Origin of the sequence: Marinobacter persicus, assembly GCF_002934325.1 — a bacterium.
In the GTDB taxonomy this organism is placed as follows: Bacteria; Pseudomonadota; Gammaproteobacteria; order Pseudomonadales; family Oleiphilaceae; genus Marinobacter; species Marinobacter persicus_A.
Window position 1 is genome coordinate 28,091 of the sequence record NZ_PTIV01000024.1, and the last position, 19,800, is coordinate 47,890.

Below are 19,800 nucleotides of genomic sequence, written 5' to 3' on the forward strand. Positions count from 1 at the left end.
ACTCAACCGGGAGGCATTGGAACAGGGCTATTGTGGTTTGAAGGGAGGAAGAAGGTGTTTCCGCGTCCTTGCGGAAACAAGGGGACAAGCGGTCAGGCGTAATCCACCGGCTGGCGGTAGTTATCCTGAGTGACCAGGTCGATGCCACAGTCCACGCTGGCGACCCAGTTCAGGAACTGGTCCACCATGGCCGGACCTTCGAAGCGCTTGCCGTGCTGGGGTACGATGGCCTGCACGTCCATTTTCCGGACCATGTTGGCCCACAGCTGGCAGACACGCTTGGAGGCAATGTAGCGACGGTGGAAGCCGATCATGGTCGGGATGTGTTCTTCGAAATTCTCAACCGGTTTGTGGTCGTCTTCGCCGCCCAGCGATGCGCCCAGATCACCGGAGAAGAGGATCTTGGAGACCGGATCATAGAACTGGAGATTACCAACCGAGTGCATGAAATGGGCGGGCAGGCACTGGATAAAGGTATCGCCAAAGTTCACATTGATGCCGCCATCCGGGACACTGATAATGCGGTCGTACACGCTGCCACTGAGCTGGGTGCTCACGTAGCTGGACACCAGGTGGGGCAGGAAACGCGACCAGAGCTTGGAAGTCACGATCTTGGCCTTGGTGTGGATGATCCAGCGGTCAATGGCACCGATAATGTCCGGGTCCTGGTGCGAGGCGAAGACAAAGTCCATGTCCCGGATGTTCATGTAGCGGGAGGCTGCCACGGAGAGTGGGGTGTAGGTCAGGTCACCGCCTGGATCAATCAGGGCTTCGTGCTCGCCGTCAACGATCAGGAACTGGTTGGACTGAACGCCTTCACCAGTAACGAGGGAATCAAACATCAGGCACTTATGATGTCCATCGTCAAACAGAACAATCGGTTCAGCCGCCATTAAATTCTCCTGCATTAATAGAAAGCCGGCGTTACGGCGCGAGTGAAAAGAGCCGGATATTGCAACTCGGAGCAGATTACAGAATCACGCCGGGGCACCTTTTGCTGCAAGTCAATTGCAGTTTGATAACACATAAGCTCAACTCAAGAGTGGGGGCGGGGCTTTTAAAACCGGTCGCTAGAAAAGGGTAGGTTTAGTGAATGGATGAGCAAACGCCGGAACACAAAGACACTGGGGGTGAGAACCTCAGGAAGCTCGCCGCAGAGCTGAGCACGCCTCTGTATGGGATTTTTGCGCTGGGCGTTCTCTACACGCTGTATCTGGCGCACCAGATTGTGTTGCCGATCACTCTGGCGATCATGACCAGCCTGCTGCTGTCGCCGTTGGTGAAAAAGGCTCGCCGTAAATGGCACATTCCCCGGGTGGTGAGCGCTTTGGTGCTGGTGTTGCTGGTGCTGGCGGGCATTGTGGGGCTGGGGGCTGCGGTTACCGCGCCTGCGCTGGAGTGGGCCGAGCGTGCGCCTCAGGGCCTTTCGCGGGTACTGATGGGCGACAGCGAATTCATGCGTCAGTTGGATCGGGTCAGCCGCTCGGCCGAGGAGGTGGAGCGGTCCGTGGAGAAGTTGTCGGAAGAGGATCAATCTTCGCCAACGACTGTGGTACTGAAGACCGAGTCCTGGCGCAGCCAGCTGATATCGAAAGCCCGGAATGGCATTTTCGGGCTGGCGCTTGCGCTGTCCCTGACTTATTTCCTGTTGGTCAGCGGCGATCGGCTGATACGCAACTTCATTCAGCAATTGCCTCGCCAGCACCGGAAAACGGTGCTGAGAATCACCCACGATTCCCAGCATTTGATAGCCCAGTTTTTGGCGGTGTTGACCCTGAACAACGTGTCCGTGGGTTTGCTCACCGGCCTGATCTGTTGGGCCATTGGGCTGCCTGACCCCGCAGTCTGGGGATTGGTGGCTGGCCTGGCGCGGTTTATTCCTTACCTGGGTAATGTGTTGACCATCAGTCTGTTGACCCTGGTGTCGGTCATTACCCTGGATAATCCATGGATGATGGCAGTGGCCCCGCTGAGCTTTATCGGCCTGGTGATACTGGTGGGGCTGTTCCTGGAGCCCTGGATTCACGGGTTCCGCATGGCCATTAACCCGGTGGTCATTTTTGTTTCCATCTTCTTCTGGGGCTGGCTCTGGGGGCCGGTGGGCGTTCTTCTGGCGGTGCCCCTGATGACGGTGATTCAGGTGGTGCTGAAACAGATCCCCAAGCTGCGCCCGGTGTACAAGGTGATTGCCCGATGAACTGGCAGTTACCCGAAATACCCTCCTGACAGGCCGGCAGATCTTTCCTATCCTTTGGTAAATCCTGACGCCGACAGTGACTGGATGAACCAACACGGAGGCACTTGTGTCGAAGATTCCCGAAACCATGAAAGCCATGGTGCTGACCGGTCATGGTGGCACCGACAAGCTTGAGTATCAGGAAGTACCGGTACCGGAGCCGGGCGCCGGACAGGTGCTGGTTCAGGTAACGGCCACGGCGAAGAACAACACCGACCGTAAGGCCCGGGAAGGCCTGTACCCCACGAAAAAGGGCGAGATGACCTCGTTCCAGATGGGGGGCAAGCCCACGCTTGAGTTCCCTCGCATCCAGGGTGCGGACATTGTTGGCCGTGTGGTTGCCGTGGGTGAAGGCGTCAGTGGCAGCCGGATTGGTGAGCGGGGGCTGCTGGATTTCAACCTGTATGCCAACGAACGCACCGACATCAACCTGACTCCGGATTATTATGGCCACGGCGCGGATGGCGGGTTTGCCGAATACGTGGCGCTGCCGTCCGACCAGTTTCATCACATTCCCAACCCGGATCTGGCCGATGCCGAGCTGGCGTCCATGGGTATGTGTTCGTACCAGACTGCCTTCCATATGCTGACCTCCGCCAATGTGCAGGCGGGTGAACACGTACTGGTGACCGGCGCCAGCGGTGGCGTGGGCACTGCGCTGATTCAGCTGTGCCGGATTATCGGTGCCATTCCCTACGCGCTGAGCCAGAAGAGCAAGGCAGATTCGCTCCTGGATCTGGGCGCCGAGGTGGTGCTGGATCGCAGCGACATGGACACGTTTTTGGACCGGGTGAAAGAAGCCACTGGCGGCCAACCGCTGGATGCGGTGATGGACCTGGTGGGTGGCGAGATGACCGACTATTTCATTGACGCCATGATCTTCGACATGAACGCCCGCCATACCTATCCGCGCCTCAGCATCGCCGGGGCCAGCGGCGGTAACATCAGCGAGATCCTTTGGACACGGATCTACCTCTATCAGGTGCAGATTTTCGGCGTCTCCCATGGCACCCGTGAGGAGGCGGCCCAGTTGATGACCTGGATTGGCGACGGGCACCTCAAGCCGGTGTTGCATGGTGCCTTCCGTCTGTCTGAGTTGCATAAGGCCGAGGATTATTTTGTGCACCGGGGCAGCAACTATCTGGGCAAGATCGTGATCGTACCCGACGAGCAATGGCAGGAACATGGCCAACCTTTCGCCCTGGAGGCTAATTGATGAAACCGGAACTGAGCATCCAATTGATGGACACCCATGCCGGCGGTGATGTCAGCCGCATCGTGACGGGTGGCATCGATCTGCTGCCGGGCGAGACGGTTCGCGAGCAGATGGAATACCTGCGGGACGACGCCGATGGGTTGCGCCGGTTGCTGCTGGAAGAGCCCTACGGCATCCCCGAAATGTCGGTGGACCTGCTGGTGCCAGCCACTGACCCGCGCGCGGCGGTCGGCTACATCATCATGGAAGTGATGGGCTACCCGATTTATTCCGGCTCCAACACCATCTGCACCGCCACGGCGGTTCTGGAGCTGGGGATTGTGCCCAAGCAGGAAGGCAAGCAGCATTTCATGCTGGAATCGCCGGCCGGTCTGGTGAACATTGAGGCGGTGGTGCATGACGGCGTGGTGGAAGCCATTACGTGTGAAGGGCTGCCCAGCTACATCCACACCTATGAGGCCTCCATCAATGTGCCAAACATTGGTGAGGTGACCTATAGCGTGGCTTACAGTGGTGGTTTTTATGCGCTGGTGGATGCCAAAGCGTTGGGCTTTGATCTGACCATGGATGAAGAACGGGACCTGGCCCGCACAGCCCACGCCATTGTCGAGGCCATCCAGGCGGAACGTGGCTTTTCCCATTACACCCTGGGTGATGTCGGTCCCCTGCCGTTCCTGCACTTCATGGGCCCGGTGGAACAGGTGGCGGATGGTTATTACCGCTCCCGGTCGGCCACCTATGTGCACCCCGGCGTGATCTGCCGCAGCACCACCGGCACCGGCACCTCTGCCCGACTTGCGCTGATGCACTACCAGGGTCTGATCCAGCCGGGCGACAAGCTGGAAACTGTCTCCCTGCGTAACACCGGCTTTATCGGTGAGTTCACCTCCGTGCATACCGAGGGCGAATACCAGGTGGTGAAAAACAGCATCACCGGCAAGAGCTATGTGATTACCCGCTCGGATATTGTGGTGAACTGCGACGACCCGATGGTGGAATGCGATGGGTTGCATCACATTCTGTCGAGTCGGCATTCACACAATATTTCGACAGCCGGCAATAAGACGATACTGCCGGGGTAATCCCCGGCGATAGGCTTATCTAGGGGTTAGAGCAAGCGGGTAGGCCTTTCCAAAACACGCCCGCAAGTACGTCCCTGGCAGATTTTTGCTCCTGCAAAATCTGCACTTCCGCCGTCCATGGCGGTCGTAAGCTTGACTGCAGCCATCCCTGGCTGCAGACAGTTTTGGAAAGGCCTACCCGCCTGCTCATTCATCCTCGAGTAGCTGCCGGGAGATTTCACGCTGAATGGCGTGCCAGCTTCGCCGCAGGCTGCTTAACAACCACCTCCGCCACCGTATGCAACTTCTCCAGCTGGTTCTGCAGCATGGCCACCGGCCGTGAGCCTTCCAACGTCAGATTAATGTCGAAATAGTCACCGGCAGTTTCCACCGCCATGCTGGCAATCCGGAAACCGCGAATACGCACCACCTGACACAGGCGTTCGATCGCGGCGGCTTCCTGGGCCATGCGGCAGTTCAGGGTGTAGCTTGGGGCGGCGTTTTTATTGGTCGGGTTCATGCTACCTGTTCCTTCTTGGCAGTGGTGGTGCGCTTGGGTTCGTCGATCATTTCCTTGTTGCTGGCGCCGGGCTTAACGATTGGCCAGACGTTCTCTTCGCGGCTGATGGCCACGTGTAGCAGCATCGGGCCGTCGTAGGCCAGGATGGTTTCAATGCCCCGGCGGATCTGGTCGGTGCGTTCGATGTGCAGCGACGGAATATCAAAAGCCCGGGCCATGGCCACGAAATCCGGGTTGTCGTCCAGATCGATCTGGCTCTCCCGGTTGTTGTAGAACAACTCCTGCTGCTGGCGGACCATGCCCAGGCACTGGTTGTCCAGGATGATCAGCTTCAGCGGCAGGTTGTAACGGCGGATGGTGGCCAGTTCCTGGGCGTTCATCATGAACGAGCCGTCGCCGGTCACGTTGATCACGGTGCTTTGCCGGTCGGCGAACTGCGCGCCAATAGCGGCCGGCAGGCCGTAGCCCATGGTGCCCAAACCGCCACTGGTCAGATGATGGCGCGGGTGATTGAAGTGGTAGTGTTGGGCCACCCACATCTGGTGCTGGCCCACGTCACAGGCAATGATGGCGTTGTCGGGAGTGATACGGGAGAGCTGTCGAATGAAGGCGGGGCCGGTAATCGGGGCCAGGGGTTCTTCGTTATCGGCGGCCTGGAAGCCGCCGGTGGTGCGCCAGGTCTGGCACTGGGTCCGCCAGTCGTCGATGGCTAATGGCTGCGCTTCCATTTCATGGGTGAACGCGGTCAGTATGCCGCTCAGATCCCCCCGAAGCGCCACATCCGTCGCCCTTAATTTGTTGATTTCCGCCGCGTCCGCGTCAATGTGAATGGTGCGTGCGTTGGGCGCGAAACCGTCCAGCTTGCCGGTGGCGCGGTCGTCCAGCCGGGCGCCGACAATGAACAGCAGATCGCATTCTTCCACCGCGCGGTTGGCGGCCCGGGAGCCATGCATCCCGAGCATGCCCAGATCGTTCGGGTTGTGCTTGCCGGCATTGCCGATGCCCTTGAGCGTGGCTACGCCGGGCATGGCCGAGGCCTCGGCGAAGGCCCGGAAGCTGTCTTCGGCGTTGGCCAGGGAGACGCCACCGCCGCTGTAGAGCAGGGGGCGTTTGGCTTCGCGCAGCATGGCCAGGGCTTCGGAGAGGTCTGGTGTGCTGGCCGATGGGGTTTGTGTTTGCTCCGGCGTCGGGGTCTTAACGTCGGTCAGCAGGATGTCCTTGGGAATGTCGATCCAGACCGGTCCGGGGCGCCCGCTTTGTGCTAGTGCCATGGCTTCTTCCATGATGGCGGGTATGTCCTCCGCGCTATCCACCAGATAGCTGTGCTTGACTATGCCCAGGGTCATGCCCAGTACGTCGGTTTCCTGGAACGCGTCGGTGCCGATCATGCCGGAGGCCACCTGGCCGGTGATCACCAGCATGGGAATGGAGTCGCGGTGGGCGTTGGCCACGCCGGTGATCAGGTTGGTGGCGCCGGGGCCGGAGGTGGCGATACAAACCCCCAGCTTGCCGCTGGCCCGGGCGTAGCCGTCGGCGGCCAGGGCGCAGGCCTGCTCGTGGCGGCACAGCACATGCTCGACACCGACATCGTCCACCAGGGCATCGTACAGCGGCATGATGCAGCCGCCGGGGTAGCCGAAAACCGTGCCGATGTGGTGGCGGTGGAACGCGTCGAGAATGTGCTGTGCGCCGTTCATGGTCGTTTTCCCTTTTTCTTCGGTGCAAAAAAAAGCCCCCGGGACCTTTCGGTGCCGGGGGCTTTGTCGTGTCTTGTCAGGTTGTCGGTATCTGCTATCTCACCTGTCTGTCCACGCAAAAGCCCCCGGACGGTACCACGACCACCAGGACAAGCTTCACTAGGACGACTACGGCGTTGAAATTCATGAAATCGACAATCTGCTCTGAATTGATTCAAACAATGTGTGTAGAATCTACCCCAGGTTTTTAGCCGGATGCAACCCCTTTTAAAACGCGAGCCGTCAATGACTAGAGCAAAATGGAGTTCACTCGGTCTTTCCCTGCTGGTGATCGTCGCCCTCGTTGTCTGGATGGCCACCGGCGAGGTCCGGATGGCCAGTGACGAGCCGCCGCCCGAGCCGGGTCAGGAAAATGACGAACCCACCCGGGTTGAAGTACAGACCCTCCAGTCCCAGGCGTATCAGCCCTCCCTGAAACTGCAGGGGCAACTGGAGCCCTGGCAGTCGGTGATGGTCAGTGCCCGTGCTGGTGGCACCGTTGAACAACTGCATGTGGACCTGGGCCAGCGGGTGGAGGCCGGCGAGCCCCTGCTGACGTTGTCGAAGGACGGACGGGACGCCGTGGTGGAACGCTGGCGGGCAAGTGTTCGCAAGCTGGAAGCCGATCTGGCCGCTGCCCGTCGCCTGCGGTCCAACAACCTGGCAGCGGAAACCGACATCCTGGGGCTGCAGAGCGAACTGGCCGCGGCCCGGGCGGAACTGACCGCCGCCGAACTCACCCTGCAATATCTTCAGCCCAAAGCGCCGTTTGACGGTGTGATCAATGCCCGGGACGTGGACCCCGGCACCCTGGTTCAGGTGGGCAGCCCGCTGTTTGAACTGGTGCAAATCGACAGGCTCAAGGCCACCGGCCAGGTGCCCCAGCAGCGCGTGCACCGGGTGACGCCCGGCCAAACGGTGGAACTGGACCTGCTGGATGGCGGCAGTCTCCAGGGCACGGTCAGTTTTGTCGCCAATGCGGCAGACCCCGCCACGCGCACGTTCCAGGTGGAAGCGGTGCTGGATAACCCCGAACGCAAACGGGTGGCCGGTGGCTCGGCCAGCCTGCGCATCCTGCTGCCGGAACAGCCGGCGATGTTCATTTCCCCGGCTTACCTGTCCCTGAACGACGAGGGTCGTCCGGGCGTGAAATTTGTGAATGACCGGGACCAGGTGGTGTTCGAACCCGTGACCCTGTTGAGCGTTTCAACCGACGGTGCCTGGGTGGCCGGCCTGCCGGATAAAATCCGCCTGATCACCCGGGGTGGCGGGTTTGTGGCCGATGGCGAGCGCGTGATACCCGTTGCAAAATCCGACGCCCGGGACTGATCCATGCAGGCACTGATTTCCGCAGCCATGGACCGCAGCCGGACCACGCTGCTGACCTTTCTCTTCCTGATTCTGGGCGGCGTGGCGGCCTACCAGACCATTCCCAAGGAATCGAACCCCGACGTCACCATTCCCATGATCTACGTGGCAATGACCCTTGACGGCATTAGCCCGGAGGATGCCGAACGCCTGTTGATAAGGCCCATGGAGCAGGAGTTGCGATCGCTGGAAGGCATCAAGGAAATGCGCAGCACCGGTGCGGAGGGGCATGCTTCGGTGATGCTGGAATTCGACGCCGGGTTTGACCCGGACAAGGCCTTGCAGGACGTGCGGGAGAAGGTGGATACCGCCCGCAGCAAGCTGCCCCGGGAAGCGGATGAGCCGCGTGTGCATGAGATTAATGTCTCGCTGTTTCCGGTGTTGTCGATTGGCCTGTCCGGGCCTCTGTCCGAGCGGGAACTGATCACCATTGCCCGGCGGCTGCAGGACTCGATTGAAGCCATCCCCGAAGTACTGGAAGTGGAGATTGGCGGCGACCGGGAGGATCTGCTGGAAATCGTGGTGGACCCGCAGGTGCTGGAAAGCTACGGCGTGGATTTCGACCAGCTGGCGACCCTGGTCAGCCGCAACAACCAGCTGGTGGCGGCCGGTTCGCTGGACACCGGCAATGGCCGGATGGCCCTGAAAGTGCCCGGGGTAATCGAGAACATAGAGGATGTCATGGCCATGCCGGTGAAGGTCAGCGGCGACACCGTGATTACCTTTGGCGATGTCGCCATGCTGCAGCGTACCTTCAAGGACCCCACCGGCTTTGCCCGCATCAACGGCGAGCCGGCATTGGTACTGGAAGTCTCCAAGCGCTCCGGCGCCAACATCATCAAGACCGTGGACCAGGTCCGGGCCTTGATTGACCAGGCGAAGGAGAAACTGCCGGACACCCTGGACATCCGCTATATCATGGACCAGTCCGATGAAGTCCAGGATGTGCTGTCGGACCTGCTCAACAACGTGCTGACTGCGATTGTGCTTGTGCTGATCGTGGTGATCGCCGCCATGGGGCCGCGCTCGGCCCTGCTGGTGGGGCTGACTATTCCCGGCGCCTTCCTGACCGGCATCCTCGTGATCTGGAGCATGGGGCTCACCCTCAACATTGTGGTGCTGTTCAGCCTCATTCTGGTGGCCGGCATGCTGGTGGACGGCGCCATTGTGGTGTCCGAGCTGGCGGACCGGAACCTGGACGATGGCCAGTCATCCCGGGCCGCCTGGGTGGCGGCGGCCTCGCGTATGGCCTGGCCGGTGATCGCTTCCACCGCCACCACCCTGGCGGTATTCGTGCCACTGCTGTTCTGGCCCGGTGTGGTGGGCGAGTTCATGAAGTACCTGCCAATGACGGTGCTGATCTGCCTGCTGGCCTCTTTGGCCATGGCACTGGTGTTCTTGCCGGTCATGGGTGGTGTCAGTGGTGGTCGCCGTTCCCGGCAACCGGAGTCGGAAAGTCGTGCGATGGGGGTGTATCGACAGGTTCTGGCGGTATTGCTGCGCAGGCCGGGCCTGGCACTGCTCGGAGCGCTGGTGCTGATTGCGGTTATTTACGCGGCATACGCTCGCTTCAACCATGGAGTGGAATTCTTCCCCAGCGTGGAGCCGGATTCGGCCCAGGTGCAGGTGCGTGCCCGGGGGGATCTGTCGGTCTGGGAGCGGGATGCCATTGTCCGGGAAGTGGAGCGGCGGTTGCAGGGCATGCCTGAGGTGAAGGCACTGTATGCCCGTTCGATGATCAGCCCGGATAACCAGATGGCGCCGGATGTGATTGGCGTGCTGCAGTTCCAGTTCAATGATTGGTTCACCCGTCGCCCGGCCAGCAAGATCCTGGACGACTTCCAGCAACGCACCGCGGATATTCCCGGTATAAAGCTGGAATTCCGCAAACAGGAAGGCGGGCCGGCTCAGGGCAAGCCTATCGAGCTGCAGGTGAGTAGCCGCAATGGCGATGATCTGGATAACTATGTGGACCAGATTGAGGAGCAAATGCGGGCGATGGGCGGTTTTGTCGACATCGAGGACGACCGCAGCCTGCCCGGTATTGAATGGCGCCTGAAGGTGGACCGGGAAGCAGCGGCCCGTTTTGGCACCGATGTGCTAAGTGTCGGCAGCGCGGTGCGGTTGGTAACCAATGGCCTGGTGCTGGCCACCTACCGCCCGGAAGACGTACGCGACGAAGTGGACATCGCCGTGCGTGTACCCCGGGACTGGCGGGAGCTTGATCAGTTGGAGCGGCAGACCATCAACACCCCTCGGGGCCAGGTGCCGCTTTCCCAGTTCGTGACCCTGGAGTCTGGCAATAAAACCGGCACCGTGGTGCGGGTGGATGGGTTGCGCACCATTACGATCAAATCGGATGTGGCCGCCGGTCGGCAAATGGACGAACTGTTGCAGACGTTGCAGGCACAGATGCCCGAACCGCCGGAGGGCATTTCCGTTCGCGCCGCCGGGGAAAACGAGGACCAGCAGCAGGCGGCCAACTTCCTGACCACCGCGTTCCTGGTGGCCATCGGGCTCATGGTGCTGATCCTGCTGACCCAGTTCAATTCCCTGTACCAGACCCTGCTGGTGCTCTCCGCCATTGTGCTGTCCACCGCCGGGGTGTTGCTGGGCCTGCTGCTCAATGGTCAACCGTTTGGCGTGGTAATGGTGGGCATGGGCATCATTGCCCTGGCGGGGATCGTGGTGAACAACAACATCATCCTGATCGACACCTTCAATCAGATGAGAAAAGACGGGCGGCCTGCGTTTGAGGCCGCCCTGGAAACCGGGTGCCTGCGTTTCCGGCCGGTACTGCTAACGGCTGTGACCACCGTGCTGGGGCTGATGCCGATGGTGCTGGGGATAAACGTGGATCTGTTGTCTCCCAGCCTTGGGCTGGGCGCGCCATCCACCCAGTGGTGGACCCAGCTCTCCAGTGCCATCGCCGGCGGGCTGGCATTTGCCACCTTCCTGACGCTGCTGCTGACGCCGGTGTTGCTGGTGCTGGGTGAGGCCGCCGGCCAGCGCTTTCGAAGGCTGACCGGCGGTGGCGGCGGGGCCGTCGGTTAGTGACGAATCCGGTCGGCCAGCTCCTGGGCTTTGTGGGCCATGGCTTCCAGTTCGGGCACAGTGCGCAGGTTGTCGTCAGCCGTCTTGTGCATGGCCTCGGAGATTTCCGCCACTTCGGTGATGTTGCGGTTAATGTCTTCACTCACGCTGGTCTGTTCTTCGGCGGCCGTGGCTACCTGGGTGGTGGCGTCATTCACGCTGGCCATGCGCTGGGTGATGTCTGCCAGGGTCTGCCGAACGGCTTCCACTGAATCACTGCTCTCCTGGGCCACCACTTCCGAGGCCTGCATGAATTCTGTGGCATCCTGGGAGCCACTGCGAATGTTGGCAATAATTTCGTCAATTTCCACGGTGGCTTCCTGGGTCTTGGCAGCCAGGTTGCGGACTTCGTCCGCGACCACCGCAAAACCGCGCCCTGCTTCGCCTGCCCGGGCCGCTTCGATGGCGGCATTCAGGGCCAGCAGGTTGGTCTGGTCCGCAATTTCGCGGATCACCTTCATCACATCGCCCACCCGCTGGCCGCTCTCTGCCAGTTTTTTCACGGTTTCGGTGGAGCTGTGAATCTGGTCGGTCAGCCGGTTCATGCTGGCAACAGACTGGTTGATTTGCTCATCGGCATGCCGGGTCTGCTGCGTGGTTTCCTCCACCTGACTGGCGACAGAAGCCGCATGGCTGGCCACATCCTGAGCGGTGGCCGACATCTCATTCATGGCCGTGGCAATCTGGTCAATGCGCTGGTGAGCGCGTTCAGACTGATCCGAGACGGTATTGGCGTTGCCGCGAATCGTGCCGCCGGTTTCTGCCAGCTGTTCGGCGTTGTGTTTGAGCATGTCGCCGGTTTCCGACAGGAAACGATGCAGGGCCCGGGCGGTATCCGCCAGTTGGCCGAGTTCGTCCGGCCGTTGCATGGTCACCGGGTTGGTGAGATTACCCTCGCCAATGTAGGTGAGCTTGCCAATCAGCTCCTGGGTGGGCCGAACCACCGAGCGCACCAGCACCAGCAGGCAGGCCAGGGTGCCCAGAATGATGGCCGCGATCAGCAGCCCGGCCATCAGCATGTTTGTGGTGGAGGCATTATTTTTGAGCTCGCCGTATTGGGATAGTGCTGTTGCGCGGATCTTGCTTGCGGCCTGCTCAATCAGGTTGGCGGGTTCGCGGTCTATGCCGGACACGGCTCTGTCACCGGCCCATTGCTGGTATCCGGACTCGACAAAGGCGTTGAAGCCTTTTCGGTAGGCGCTTCCCATCTCTCGGTGGGCGCGTTGGAAGCGGGTCAGTAACTCCTTGGCCTTGGGGTTGGTGACTTGTGGGATCAGTTTATCCAGTTGAGACTGGATATCGGATTCGGTTTCCAGGAAGCGTTGCCAGTACTTTTTACGCTGGTCGTCGTCACCGCCCCGGATGAGTACGTTTTTCCACTCCTGAACCTGAGTCTTGAAGTCGCCCAGAATGTCCTGGGTTTTGAGGGCCGTCACCATCTCCTGGCTGATCAGTTGGCCGTATTGCTCCTCGGTCTTCAGGGTCTTGCTGAAGTACACGCCGGCCACGGCGGCAATCACCAGATTGACGAGAATGATGATGGTAAGAACGCGATTCAGGATACTTTTGGAGAACCAGGTCATAGCCGCGAATCCTGTAGAAAATATGAAAGGGGCAGTATCATCCGGGCATCCGGAGGCGGTTGTTGTTGCCGCCAGTTCATTTTTTATCGGCTGTGATTGCCCATGCTGAACCCCTTGACCGAAATTTATCGCGACCAATGGCTGTTGGCGGTGCATAAACCCGCTGGATTATTGGTGCACCGAAGCCCGATCGATAAACACGAAACAGAGTTTGCGCTGCAGTACGCCCGGGCACTGAACGGCGGCGAGCACGTGTACCCGGTGCATCGGCTGGACCGGCCCACATCGGGGGTTCTGCTGTTCGCGCGGGACTCGGAAACCGCCCGGCTAGTGGGGCAGGCCATGATGGCCGGGGAAGTGTCGAAGACGTACCTGGCCATGGTGCGGGGTTGGGCGCCGGAATCCGGTGTCATTGATCACCCCTTGCGGGAGGAACCCGAGGACCGACGCAGAAAAAATGAGCCGCAGCCGGTGCGGGAGGCACTGACTCATTTCCGGCGACTGGCCACCACGGAAATACCGGTCGCCATCGAACGCTACCCAACCAGTCGCTACAGCCTGATGGAGCTGCAACCGAAGACCGGCCGCAAGCACCAGCTACGCCGACACATGAAGCACATCAGCCATCCCATCATTGGCGATGCTAACCACGGCCGTGGTCGACATAACCGCTATTTTGCCGAGCGGTTCGGGGAGGGACGTTTGATGCTGGCGGCTACCCATTTGAGTTTCCAGCACCCTGAGACGGGCCAGCCAGTCACCCTGTATGCGCCGCCGGAAGAGAGTTTCGTGCGGGTGCTGGGCGTGTTCGGGGAAATTCCCGCGCAGTGGCAATTCCTGCTCGAAGATCATTGAAAATTATCATTTTCTGCATTGATGGATATCACTTTCAATCGCCACCGGCCAGCATTATGCTGACCCTTCATTTACTGACCCGGAAGGTGTGATGGAGCTTGTGGAGCCGGTTGTCCGCGTTTTTCTCGGCATCTTTTTTCTGATGATTGGTCTGCAGTTCTCCGCGCGGACTATCGGTCTTTATGATCGAATGGGGTTCTCCCATATTAATTACGGTGGCCGTGGCCGGGCCACCTGGTGGCACCGCCATACCTTCAATGTTTTCCGGGCTGCCATCCTTTTAGTCTGCCTTATCCGCATTGGCGTGGATATCGACCCATGGCTGGGCGTTTTCCCCTGGTTGTACCAGTGGCCGGTTCTGCTGGCGGGCATGGTAGTGTTGATGGCCTCGTTTACTTTGGTGAACTACCTGCAGGCTTACATGCATGAAGATTGGCGTTCCGGAATTGATGAAGGCCGGGATGCTGGCAAGCTGCTGACTACCGGCCCCTTTGCCCGCAGCCGGAATCCGTTGTTCCTGGCGGTCATGCTGGGGCAGCTGGGGTTTTTCCTGGCATTGCCCAGCGTGTTTTCGCTGGTGTGCCTGGTGGCCGGGGTGCTGGTGATTACCCGCCAGGCCAGAGAAGAGGAAAAGGCCCTGGCGAGCCGGTTTGGGCAGGCTTATGAAGAGTATCGCCAGCGGGTGCCCCGCTGGCTTTAAACAGTGCTTTTAGTGTCCCTTGCTTCGGGCTTCCTTGATCACATCGTAGGCGTGGCTGATTTCCCGGGTCCGCTCTTCGGCCATTTCCCGCATGCTTTCAGGCATGCCACGCCCAGCCAGCTTGTCCGGGTGGTTCTCGCTCATCAGCTTGCGGTACGCCCGTTTGATCTCCTGGTCTGAAGCCTCCGAGCTTACCCCCAACACCTTGTAGGCATCGTCAATCTGCTGGCTGCTCGAGTAATTCGAGGCGCCCCCGGCCTGGCCAGCGTAAGCGCCCCGCAGCATGGCTTCCAATTGGTCCACCTGGCTTTCCGGCAGCCCCAGGCGCCGTGCAATGCGCACCAGCATGTCATGCTCTGCCGGGTGTACCTGGCCATCCGCCGCCACCGCCTGGACCTGCACCTGCAGGAACATCTGCAAAAAGGCGGGCTGGCGACCGGAATTGCGCAGAAAGCTATCCAGTTCCGCGTCCAGGTCAAAATCCGGTGCCTTGCCCCGGTTGAAGGCTGCCTTGGCGGCAGCTCGCTGGTCGTCATTCAGGCGGAAGCGCATAAACATGGCTTCCGCCATGTCGATCTCATCCTGGGAGACCTGGCCATCGGCCTTGCAGAGCGCCCCCATCACTGCGAACACGGATTCAACAAACCCACTTTGCATTTCCTGAAGACGACCGACAACCCGGTTCCTGATCCGTTTCACCAGAAATACGGCCAGGGCACCGCCAATGAAAAATCCAGGTAGGCGACCGAAGGCGTAGCCGATCAGGCCACCAATGAAAAAGGCAAGCAGCATTGAAAGTCCTTGATTCTTGTCTGAAGCGCTTACTATACGGATTTTTGCCCGGACGTTCATGGCCCGCGGTTCATTCACTTGGTGAAGACGGCTGAGCTGGATATGCTGACGGTGTGACTGGAGGGGAGCTGTTTATGACCGGGGATTTGTTCGAATCAGAAAACGAGCAGCCATGGGCTGAGCCCCGGGGTGAAGGCGTGGTCGTGTTGCGTCGTCTCGCCAGGGCTGACGCGCCCACATTGCTGGATGACATTCAAAAGATTGCCCGCCAGGCTGGCTTTCGAAACATGATCACACCGGGTGGGCACGAGATGTCTGCCGCCATGACCTGCGCCGGGGATTGGGGCTGGGTCACCGACCGGAAGGGCTATCGCTACCAACACGAGGACCCGCAGACAGGGGCACCCTGGCCGGCGATCCCTGAGAGGTTTTCACAGCTTGCAGGGCGCGCGGCCGAGGAAGCCGGGTTCCCGGGATTCCAGCCAGACGCCTGCCTGATCAACCGCTACGAGCCCGGCGCCAAAATGGGCCTGCATCAGGACCGCGACGAACGGGATTTTTCCTGGCCGATTGTTTCGGTATCCCTGGGGCTGCCCATTGTGTTCCAAATGGGTGGCCCAAAACGCAGTGACAAACCCGAGCGGATTTTACTGGAGCACGGCGACGTGGTGGTTTGGGGCGGCCCGGCGCGGCTGAACTATCACGGGGTGCTCACTTTGAAGAAGGGGAGTCACCCCCTAACCGGTCCCTATCGTTACAACCTGACCTTCCGCAAGGCGGGCTAGGCCTGCCATCAATTGCTATTGCAGCCAGGCAACCAGCAGTCCGGCGGCCAGTGACAGCACCATTGGGCCACCCACCATCAGGCCGGTCTGACGGTTCCCGATGCTCCAGGCCATGCCGGACTTCACCAGGTTGTTAACCGCAGCGGCGATGACGATGCCCACCACGGCGACGTTCATGGCCAGGTCGTTGTTGGACATGCGGGTGAGGGACAGGGTAATTGCATCCACGTCCGCCACGCCGGAGGTGGCGGCCAGCGCGTAGATGCCGGCGTCGCCAAAGCTGTTCTTCAGGAACTCACCCAGCAACAGGATGCCGGTCAGCAGGGCGCCGAAAACCAGTGCCGAGGACAGATCCAGCGGGTTCTGGCTCAGGGGCGGTTGGCTGACCTTTGCCTGCCGGGAATGTTTGCGCCAGATAAAGATGGCGGGACCATAGAGCAGCACCGTCATCACGGCCACCGGCCAGATCAGGTTGGGCAACAGGGCGGTATTGATGATCAGGCAGTAGATCAGGATTCGGGGAAACATGGTGCCACAGGCAATCAGGATGCCGGCGGCGAACTGAGGGTTAAAGTCCGGGTTCTTGTCTGCTTGCCGTGAGAAATGCAGGGTCAGGGCGGTGGAGGAACTGAGCCCGGCAAACAGGCTGGTAAAAAGAATGCCTTTGCGTGTGCCGGCCATGCGGATGGCGAAGTAGCCGACGAAGGAAATCGAGGCAATCATCACCACCATGTACCAGATTTCCCGGGGATTGAGGACACCACCCGGGCCCATTCCCTGATTGGGCAGCAGTGGCAACATGACCACGGAAATCAGCAGCAGTTTCAGGGCGGCATCCAGTTCATGTGATTGAAGCTTCTGGACCCAGCCGTGAATTTCGGCCTTGTTATCAAGAATGATGGTTGTGACCACCGCCGCTGCCGTGGCGATGACCGGATCAATGCCAACGGCTATCGCGCCAAAACAGAACGTCAGTACCATGCCCACCAGGCCGGTGATGCTGAAATTGCGAATGTGAGCCAGGCGTTCGCTGTAGGCCACTAATCCCATTGCCACCACGCAAATCAACAAGACCGGGAACGCCCAGACGGTGATCTCGTCTGCCAGCAGGGCGGAAATGCCGCCCAACAGGCCGATGAGGGAAAAAGTGCGTATGCCCGCGATACGTTCACCAGACTTCTGTTCCCGCGCGTCCCAGCCACGTTCAAGGCCAACAAGCGCGCCCAACATCAGGGCGATGGCCAGGTGAAATGTGGTCTGGTGGTTGGTCAGGAATTGGCTGGCGACGTCGTCCATGTAAAGAGTCTCCCGGGCTCAAGGGTTCGCAGGTGCTTAAGTTTGCGGCACTATAGAAAAAATGCGCCACAACAACGAAATATCATGATTCGGTGCCACAATAACAAGCATAGCGATTCCAAGGCGAGGTGAAGATGTTGCAAGTTGTCTCCTGTATTGATGATTCCCGGGCCGCACCGGCGGTATGTGACTACGGCGCCTGGGCCAGTCGCCACATGGAAGCGCCTTTGATGCTTCTGCATGTGTTGGATGAGGAGAAGTACCCCTCGGAGCCGGATCTGGTGGGCAACATTGGCCTTGGCAGCCGCGAACAGCTGCTGGACGAACTGGCGGAGCTGGACCGCAAGCGTGCCAAGCTAGCCCGGGAGCATGGGCATCATCTGCTTGATAAGGCAGAGGAGCGCGTCCGGGAAGGCGGAATGACTGACGCCATCAAGCGCCAGCGCCACGGCACCCTGACCGACTCGGTACTGGCGCTGGAGAAAGATACCCGCCTGTTTGTCATGGGATTGCACGGGGAAAGCAGCACCGATCGGGACATCCACCCCGGCGGCCAGTTGGAAACGGTTATCCGTAGTGCTCACCGGCCGATCCTGCTGGTGCCGGATGAATACTCTGAACCGCGCAGTGCCATGCTGGCGTTTGATGGCAGCGAAACGGCTTTCAAGGGTGTGGAGCTGATAGCCTCCAGCCCGGTGCTCAAGGGCATGCCGCTGCATCTGGTGATGGTGGGGCCCGACACCGCTGATCGCTGGGAGCAGTTGAAAAAGGCCGAACGGATGCTGGCCGACCTGGGTGCGGAAATCACCTTAGCGATCCGGGCTGGGGACGTGGAGCCGGCATTGCACGAGTATCAGGACGAAAACGACATCGACATTCTGGTCATGGGGGCTTACGGCCATTCCCGCATTCGCCAATTCCTGGTGGGCAGTACTACGGCGACCATGCTGAAAACCGCGGAAAAGCCCCTGGTGATCCTGCGTTGATAAAAGAGATCATTTGCCGTGATCAGTGCTTGGGGCTGCTGCGTATTTTCCCCCTGCTACTGGTTCTGGCCCTGGCAGGGTGTGCCAGCGGCCTGTCCCCGATGACTCATGAAGCGGGTTTAAAAGGAGTTCCTGTGGCGGATTCTTTCGTGCTGGAACAGCGTCAAAAGCACCTGGAACCTTACAGCCCCTATACCGCCTTCAGTCTTTTGAATACTGGGCGGGATGCGTTCCTGGTTCGTGCCGCCCTGATTGAGGCGGCCAGCCATACCATCGATGCCCAGTATTACATCTGGAATGACGACCCCACCGGCCGTTACCTTGCCGGTCGCCTGATTGCGGCCGCTGACCGGGGCGTGAAGGTTCGGGTACTGCTGGATGACATGAACGCAGCAGGTGACGACGCACTGTTTGCCACCATGGACTCCCACCCCAACATTGAGGTCCGTATTTTCAACCCGGTGCGGCCCCGCAGCGGTGTCGGCCGGTGGTTTTCTCTCCTGGCCAACTTTGACCGCGTCAACCGCCGGATGCACAACAAAAGCTTTGTGGTGGATGGCGCTGCAGGCATCACGGGTGGCCGCAATATCGGCGATGAATACTTCGACGAAGACCCCGCAGTGAACGCCCGGGACCGGGATGTGCTGATGTTGGGCCCGCTTATTGGGCCGCTGAGCGACAGCTTTCTGGCCTACTGGAATAACGGCCGGACCTACCCGGTCAGTCGCCTGTACGAACCGGAGGTGGCCCTGGATGCCGAAGCACGGGCCCGACTGGTGGCAGAAAGTACGGGCCAGCTGAGCTTTCACGCCCAACCGGCACGCGGACAGCAGGCGGCACAGGCCTTTCTTGAGGGCCGGTTCGAGGCATTGATTCCGGCCCAGGCTGAGCTGGTGTTCGACCCGCCGCCGGCAGACTTTGAGGCCCCTGCGAACACGCCACAACCCTCTGCGAAGGCATTGTATCGGTTGGCGGCATCGGCCGAGTCGGAGATTCTGATCGAGTCCGCCTACCTCATCCTGACGGACGATCAGTTGGACCTAACCCATGGTTTTGGCAACGACGAGCTCTCCGTGGTGGCTTTCACCAATTCCCTGGTCACCAACGACTTGGTGACAAACCATTCCGGCTACGCCCGGTGGCGTGAGGAAATGCTGCGCCAGGGCATGGAGTTGTACGAGCTGCGCCCGGATGCCCAGGGCTGCCGCAACTGGATTGTGGAGAACGGCGCCTGTGGCGGGCAGGGGCTGACCCTGCACTCAAAGGCCGTGGTATTTGATCGGGAAACCCTGTTCATTGGCTCGTTGAACGTGAACCTGCGGTCGATTTACCTGAACGGGGAAACCGTACTCATTATCCACAGCCCCGAGCTGGCCCAGGCTGTCGCCAGTGATATCCAAGAGGCGATTGAGCCGCAAAACAGTTGGCACGTGCGCCTGAATAACAGCGGTGATCTGGTCTGGCAAGCCAATGAGTTGACGTTTGATCATGAACCCAGGGCCGGGTTCTGGTTGCGGACCACCTCGAGGGTGCTGTCCTGGCTGCCGATTGAGAAGTACCTTTAAGCCACGGC

General features: G+C 60.1%; 16 protein-coding genes. 10 read left to right on the forward strand and 6 right to left on the reverse strand.

Annotated features, from left to right (window positions below; translation table 11 throughout):
• Positions 1–92: 92 nt before the first annotated feature.
• Complete coding sequence (locus BY454_RS12400; RefSeq protein WP_104416788.1) at positions 93–893, reverse strand: MBL fold metallo-hydrolase; 801 nt, start codon at positions 891–893, stop codon at positions 93–95.
• A gap of 200 nt (positions 894–1,093) precedes the next feature.
• On the opposite strand from BY454_RS12400, the gene BY454_RS12405 reads away from it, so the two are divergent.
• The 3 genes from BY454_RS12405 (at position 1,094) to BY454_RS12415 (ending at position 4,534) form a co-directional block, all read left to right on the forward strand.
• A complete protein-coding gene (locus tag BY454_RS12405) occupies positions 1,094–2,197 on the forward strand; it encodes an AI-2E family transporter (protein WP_104416789.1) in 1,104 nt (367 codons plus the stop codon).
• A gap of 127 nt (positions 2,198–2,324) precedes the next feature.
• Entirely contained in the window at positions 2,325–3,452 is a 1,128-nt protein-coding gene (locus BY454_RS12410; RefSeq protein ID WP_104416819.1) for an alcohol dehydrogenase catalytic domain-containing protein, read from the forward strand.
• Positions 3,452–4,534: a proline racemase family protein gene (locus BY454_RS12415; RefSeq protein ID WP_104416790.1), complete on the forward strand. Its 1,083-nt coding sequence runs from the start codon at positions 3,452–3,454 to the stop codon at positions 4,532–4,534. The genes BY454_RS12410 and BY454_RS12415 overlap by 1 nt, the downstream gene beginning before the upstream one ends.
• 217 nt (positions 4,535–4,751) lie before the next feature.
• On the opposite strand, the gene BY454_RS12420 is transcribed toward BY454_RS12415, so the two are convergent.
• Together BY454_RS12420 and ilvG are read right to left on the reverse strand one after the other, a co-directional pair.
• Positions 4,752–5,033: an ACT domain-containing protein gene (locus BY454_RS12420; protein ID WP_104416791.1), complete on the reverse strand. Its 282-nt coding sequence runs from the start codon at positions 5,031–5,033 to the stop codon at positions 4,752–4,754.
• Positions 5,030–6,730 carry an acetolactate synthase 2 catalytic subunit gene (gene ilvG / locus BY454_RS12425; protein WP_104416792.1) on the reverse strand — a complete coding sequence of 567 codons (1,701 nt, stop codon included), beginning with the start codon at positions 6,728–6,730 and terminating at the stop codon, positions 5,030–5,032. The genes BY454_RS12420 and ilvG overlap by 4 nt, the downstream gene beginning before the upstream one ends.
• Positions 6,731–7,015: 285 nt before the next feature.
• Between ilvG and BY454_RS12430 the strand changes: the two genes are divergently transcribed.
• Together BY454_RS12430 and BY454_RS12435 are read left to right on the forward strand one after the other, a co-directional pair.
• The gene (locus BY454_RS12430; RefSeq protein WP_104416793.1) at positions 7,016–8,098 is read left to right on the forward strand and encodes an efflux RND transporter periplasmic adaptor subunit; all 1,083 of its coding nucleotides are present in this window, start codon (positions 7,016–7,018) and stop codon (positions 8,096–8,098) included.
• Positions 8,099–8,101: 3 nt separating this feature from the next.
• A complete protein-coding gene (locus tag BY454_RS12435; protein ID WP_104416794.1) occupies positions 8,102–11,191 on the forward strand; it encodes an efflux RND transporter permease subunit in 3,090 nt (1,029 codons plus the stop codon).
• Here BY454_RS12435 and BY454_RS12440 read toward each other — a convergent pair.
• On the reverse strand, positions 11,188–12,813 hold the full coding sequence (locus tag BY454_RS12440; protein ID WP_104416795.1) for a methyl-accepting chemotaxis protein: 1,626 nt from the start codon (positions 12,811–12,813) through the stop codon (positions 11,188–11,190). The genes BY454_RS12435 and BY454_RS12440 overlap by 4 nt on opposite strands.
• Positions 12,814–12,915: 102 nt before the next feature.
• Here BY454_RS12440 and BY454_RS12445 point away from each other — a divergent pair, with 102 nt between their 5' ends.
• Positions 12,916–13,668: a pseudouridine synthase gene (locus BY454_RS12445; RefSeq protein ID WP_104416796.1), complete on the forward strand. Its 753-nt coding sequence runs from the start codon at positions 12,916–12,918 to the stop codon at positions 13,666–13,668.
• A gap of 91 nt (positions 13,669–13,759) precedes the next feature.
• Entirely contained in the window at positions 13,760–14,368 is a 609-nt protein-coding gene (locus tag BY454_RS12450; RefSeq protein WP_104416797.1) for a methyltransferase family protein, read from the forward strand.
• Positions 14,369–14,377: 9 nt separating this feature from the next.
• On the opposite strand, the gene djlA is transcribed toward BY454_RS12450, so the two are convergent.
• Positions 14,378–15,160 (reverse strand): co-chaperone DjlA, encoded by a 783-nt coding sequence (gene djlA, locus BY454_RS12455; RefSeq protein ID WP_104416798.1) that lies wholly within the window; start codon positions 15,158–15,160, stop codon positions 14,378–14,380.
• A gap of 134 nt (positions 15,161–15,294) precedes the next feature.
• On the opposite strand from djlA, the gene alkB reads away from it, so the two are divergent.
• The gene (gene alkB / locus BY454_RS12460; RefSeq protein WP_104416799.1) at positions 15,295–15,945 is read left to right on the forward strand and encodes a DNA oxidative demethylase AlkB; all 651 of its coding nucleotides are present in this window, start codon (positions 15,295–15,297) and stop codon (positions 15,943–15,945) included.
• Positions 15,946–15,960: 15 nt separating this feature from the next.
• On the opposite strand, the gene BY454_RS12465 is transcribed toward alkB, so the two are convergent.
• A complete protein-coding gene (locus tag BY454_RS12465; protein ID WP_104416800.1) occupies positions 15,961–17,241 on the reverse strand; it encodes an MgtC/SapB family protein in 1,281 nt (426 codons plus the stop codon).
• Between the two features lie 134 nt (positions 17,242–17,375).
• Here BY454_RS12465 and BY454_RS12470 point away from each other — a divergent pair, with 134 nt between their 5' ends.
• Positions 17,376–18,227: a universal stress protein gene (locus BY454_RS12470; RefSeq protein ID WP_104416801.1), complete on the forward strand. Its 852-nt coding sequence runs from the start codon at positions 17,376–17,378 to the stop codon at positions 18,225–18,227.
• A gap of 134 nt (positions 18,228–18,361) precedes the next feature.
• Positions 18,362–19,792, forward strand: coding sequence for a phospholipase D family protein (locus BY454_RS12475; RefSeq protein ID WP_258075649.1), 1,431 nt, complete (start codon positions 18,362–18,364; stop codon positions 19,790–19,792).
• The last annotated feature ends 8 nt before the right edge of the window (positions 19,793–19,800 follow it).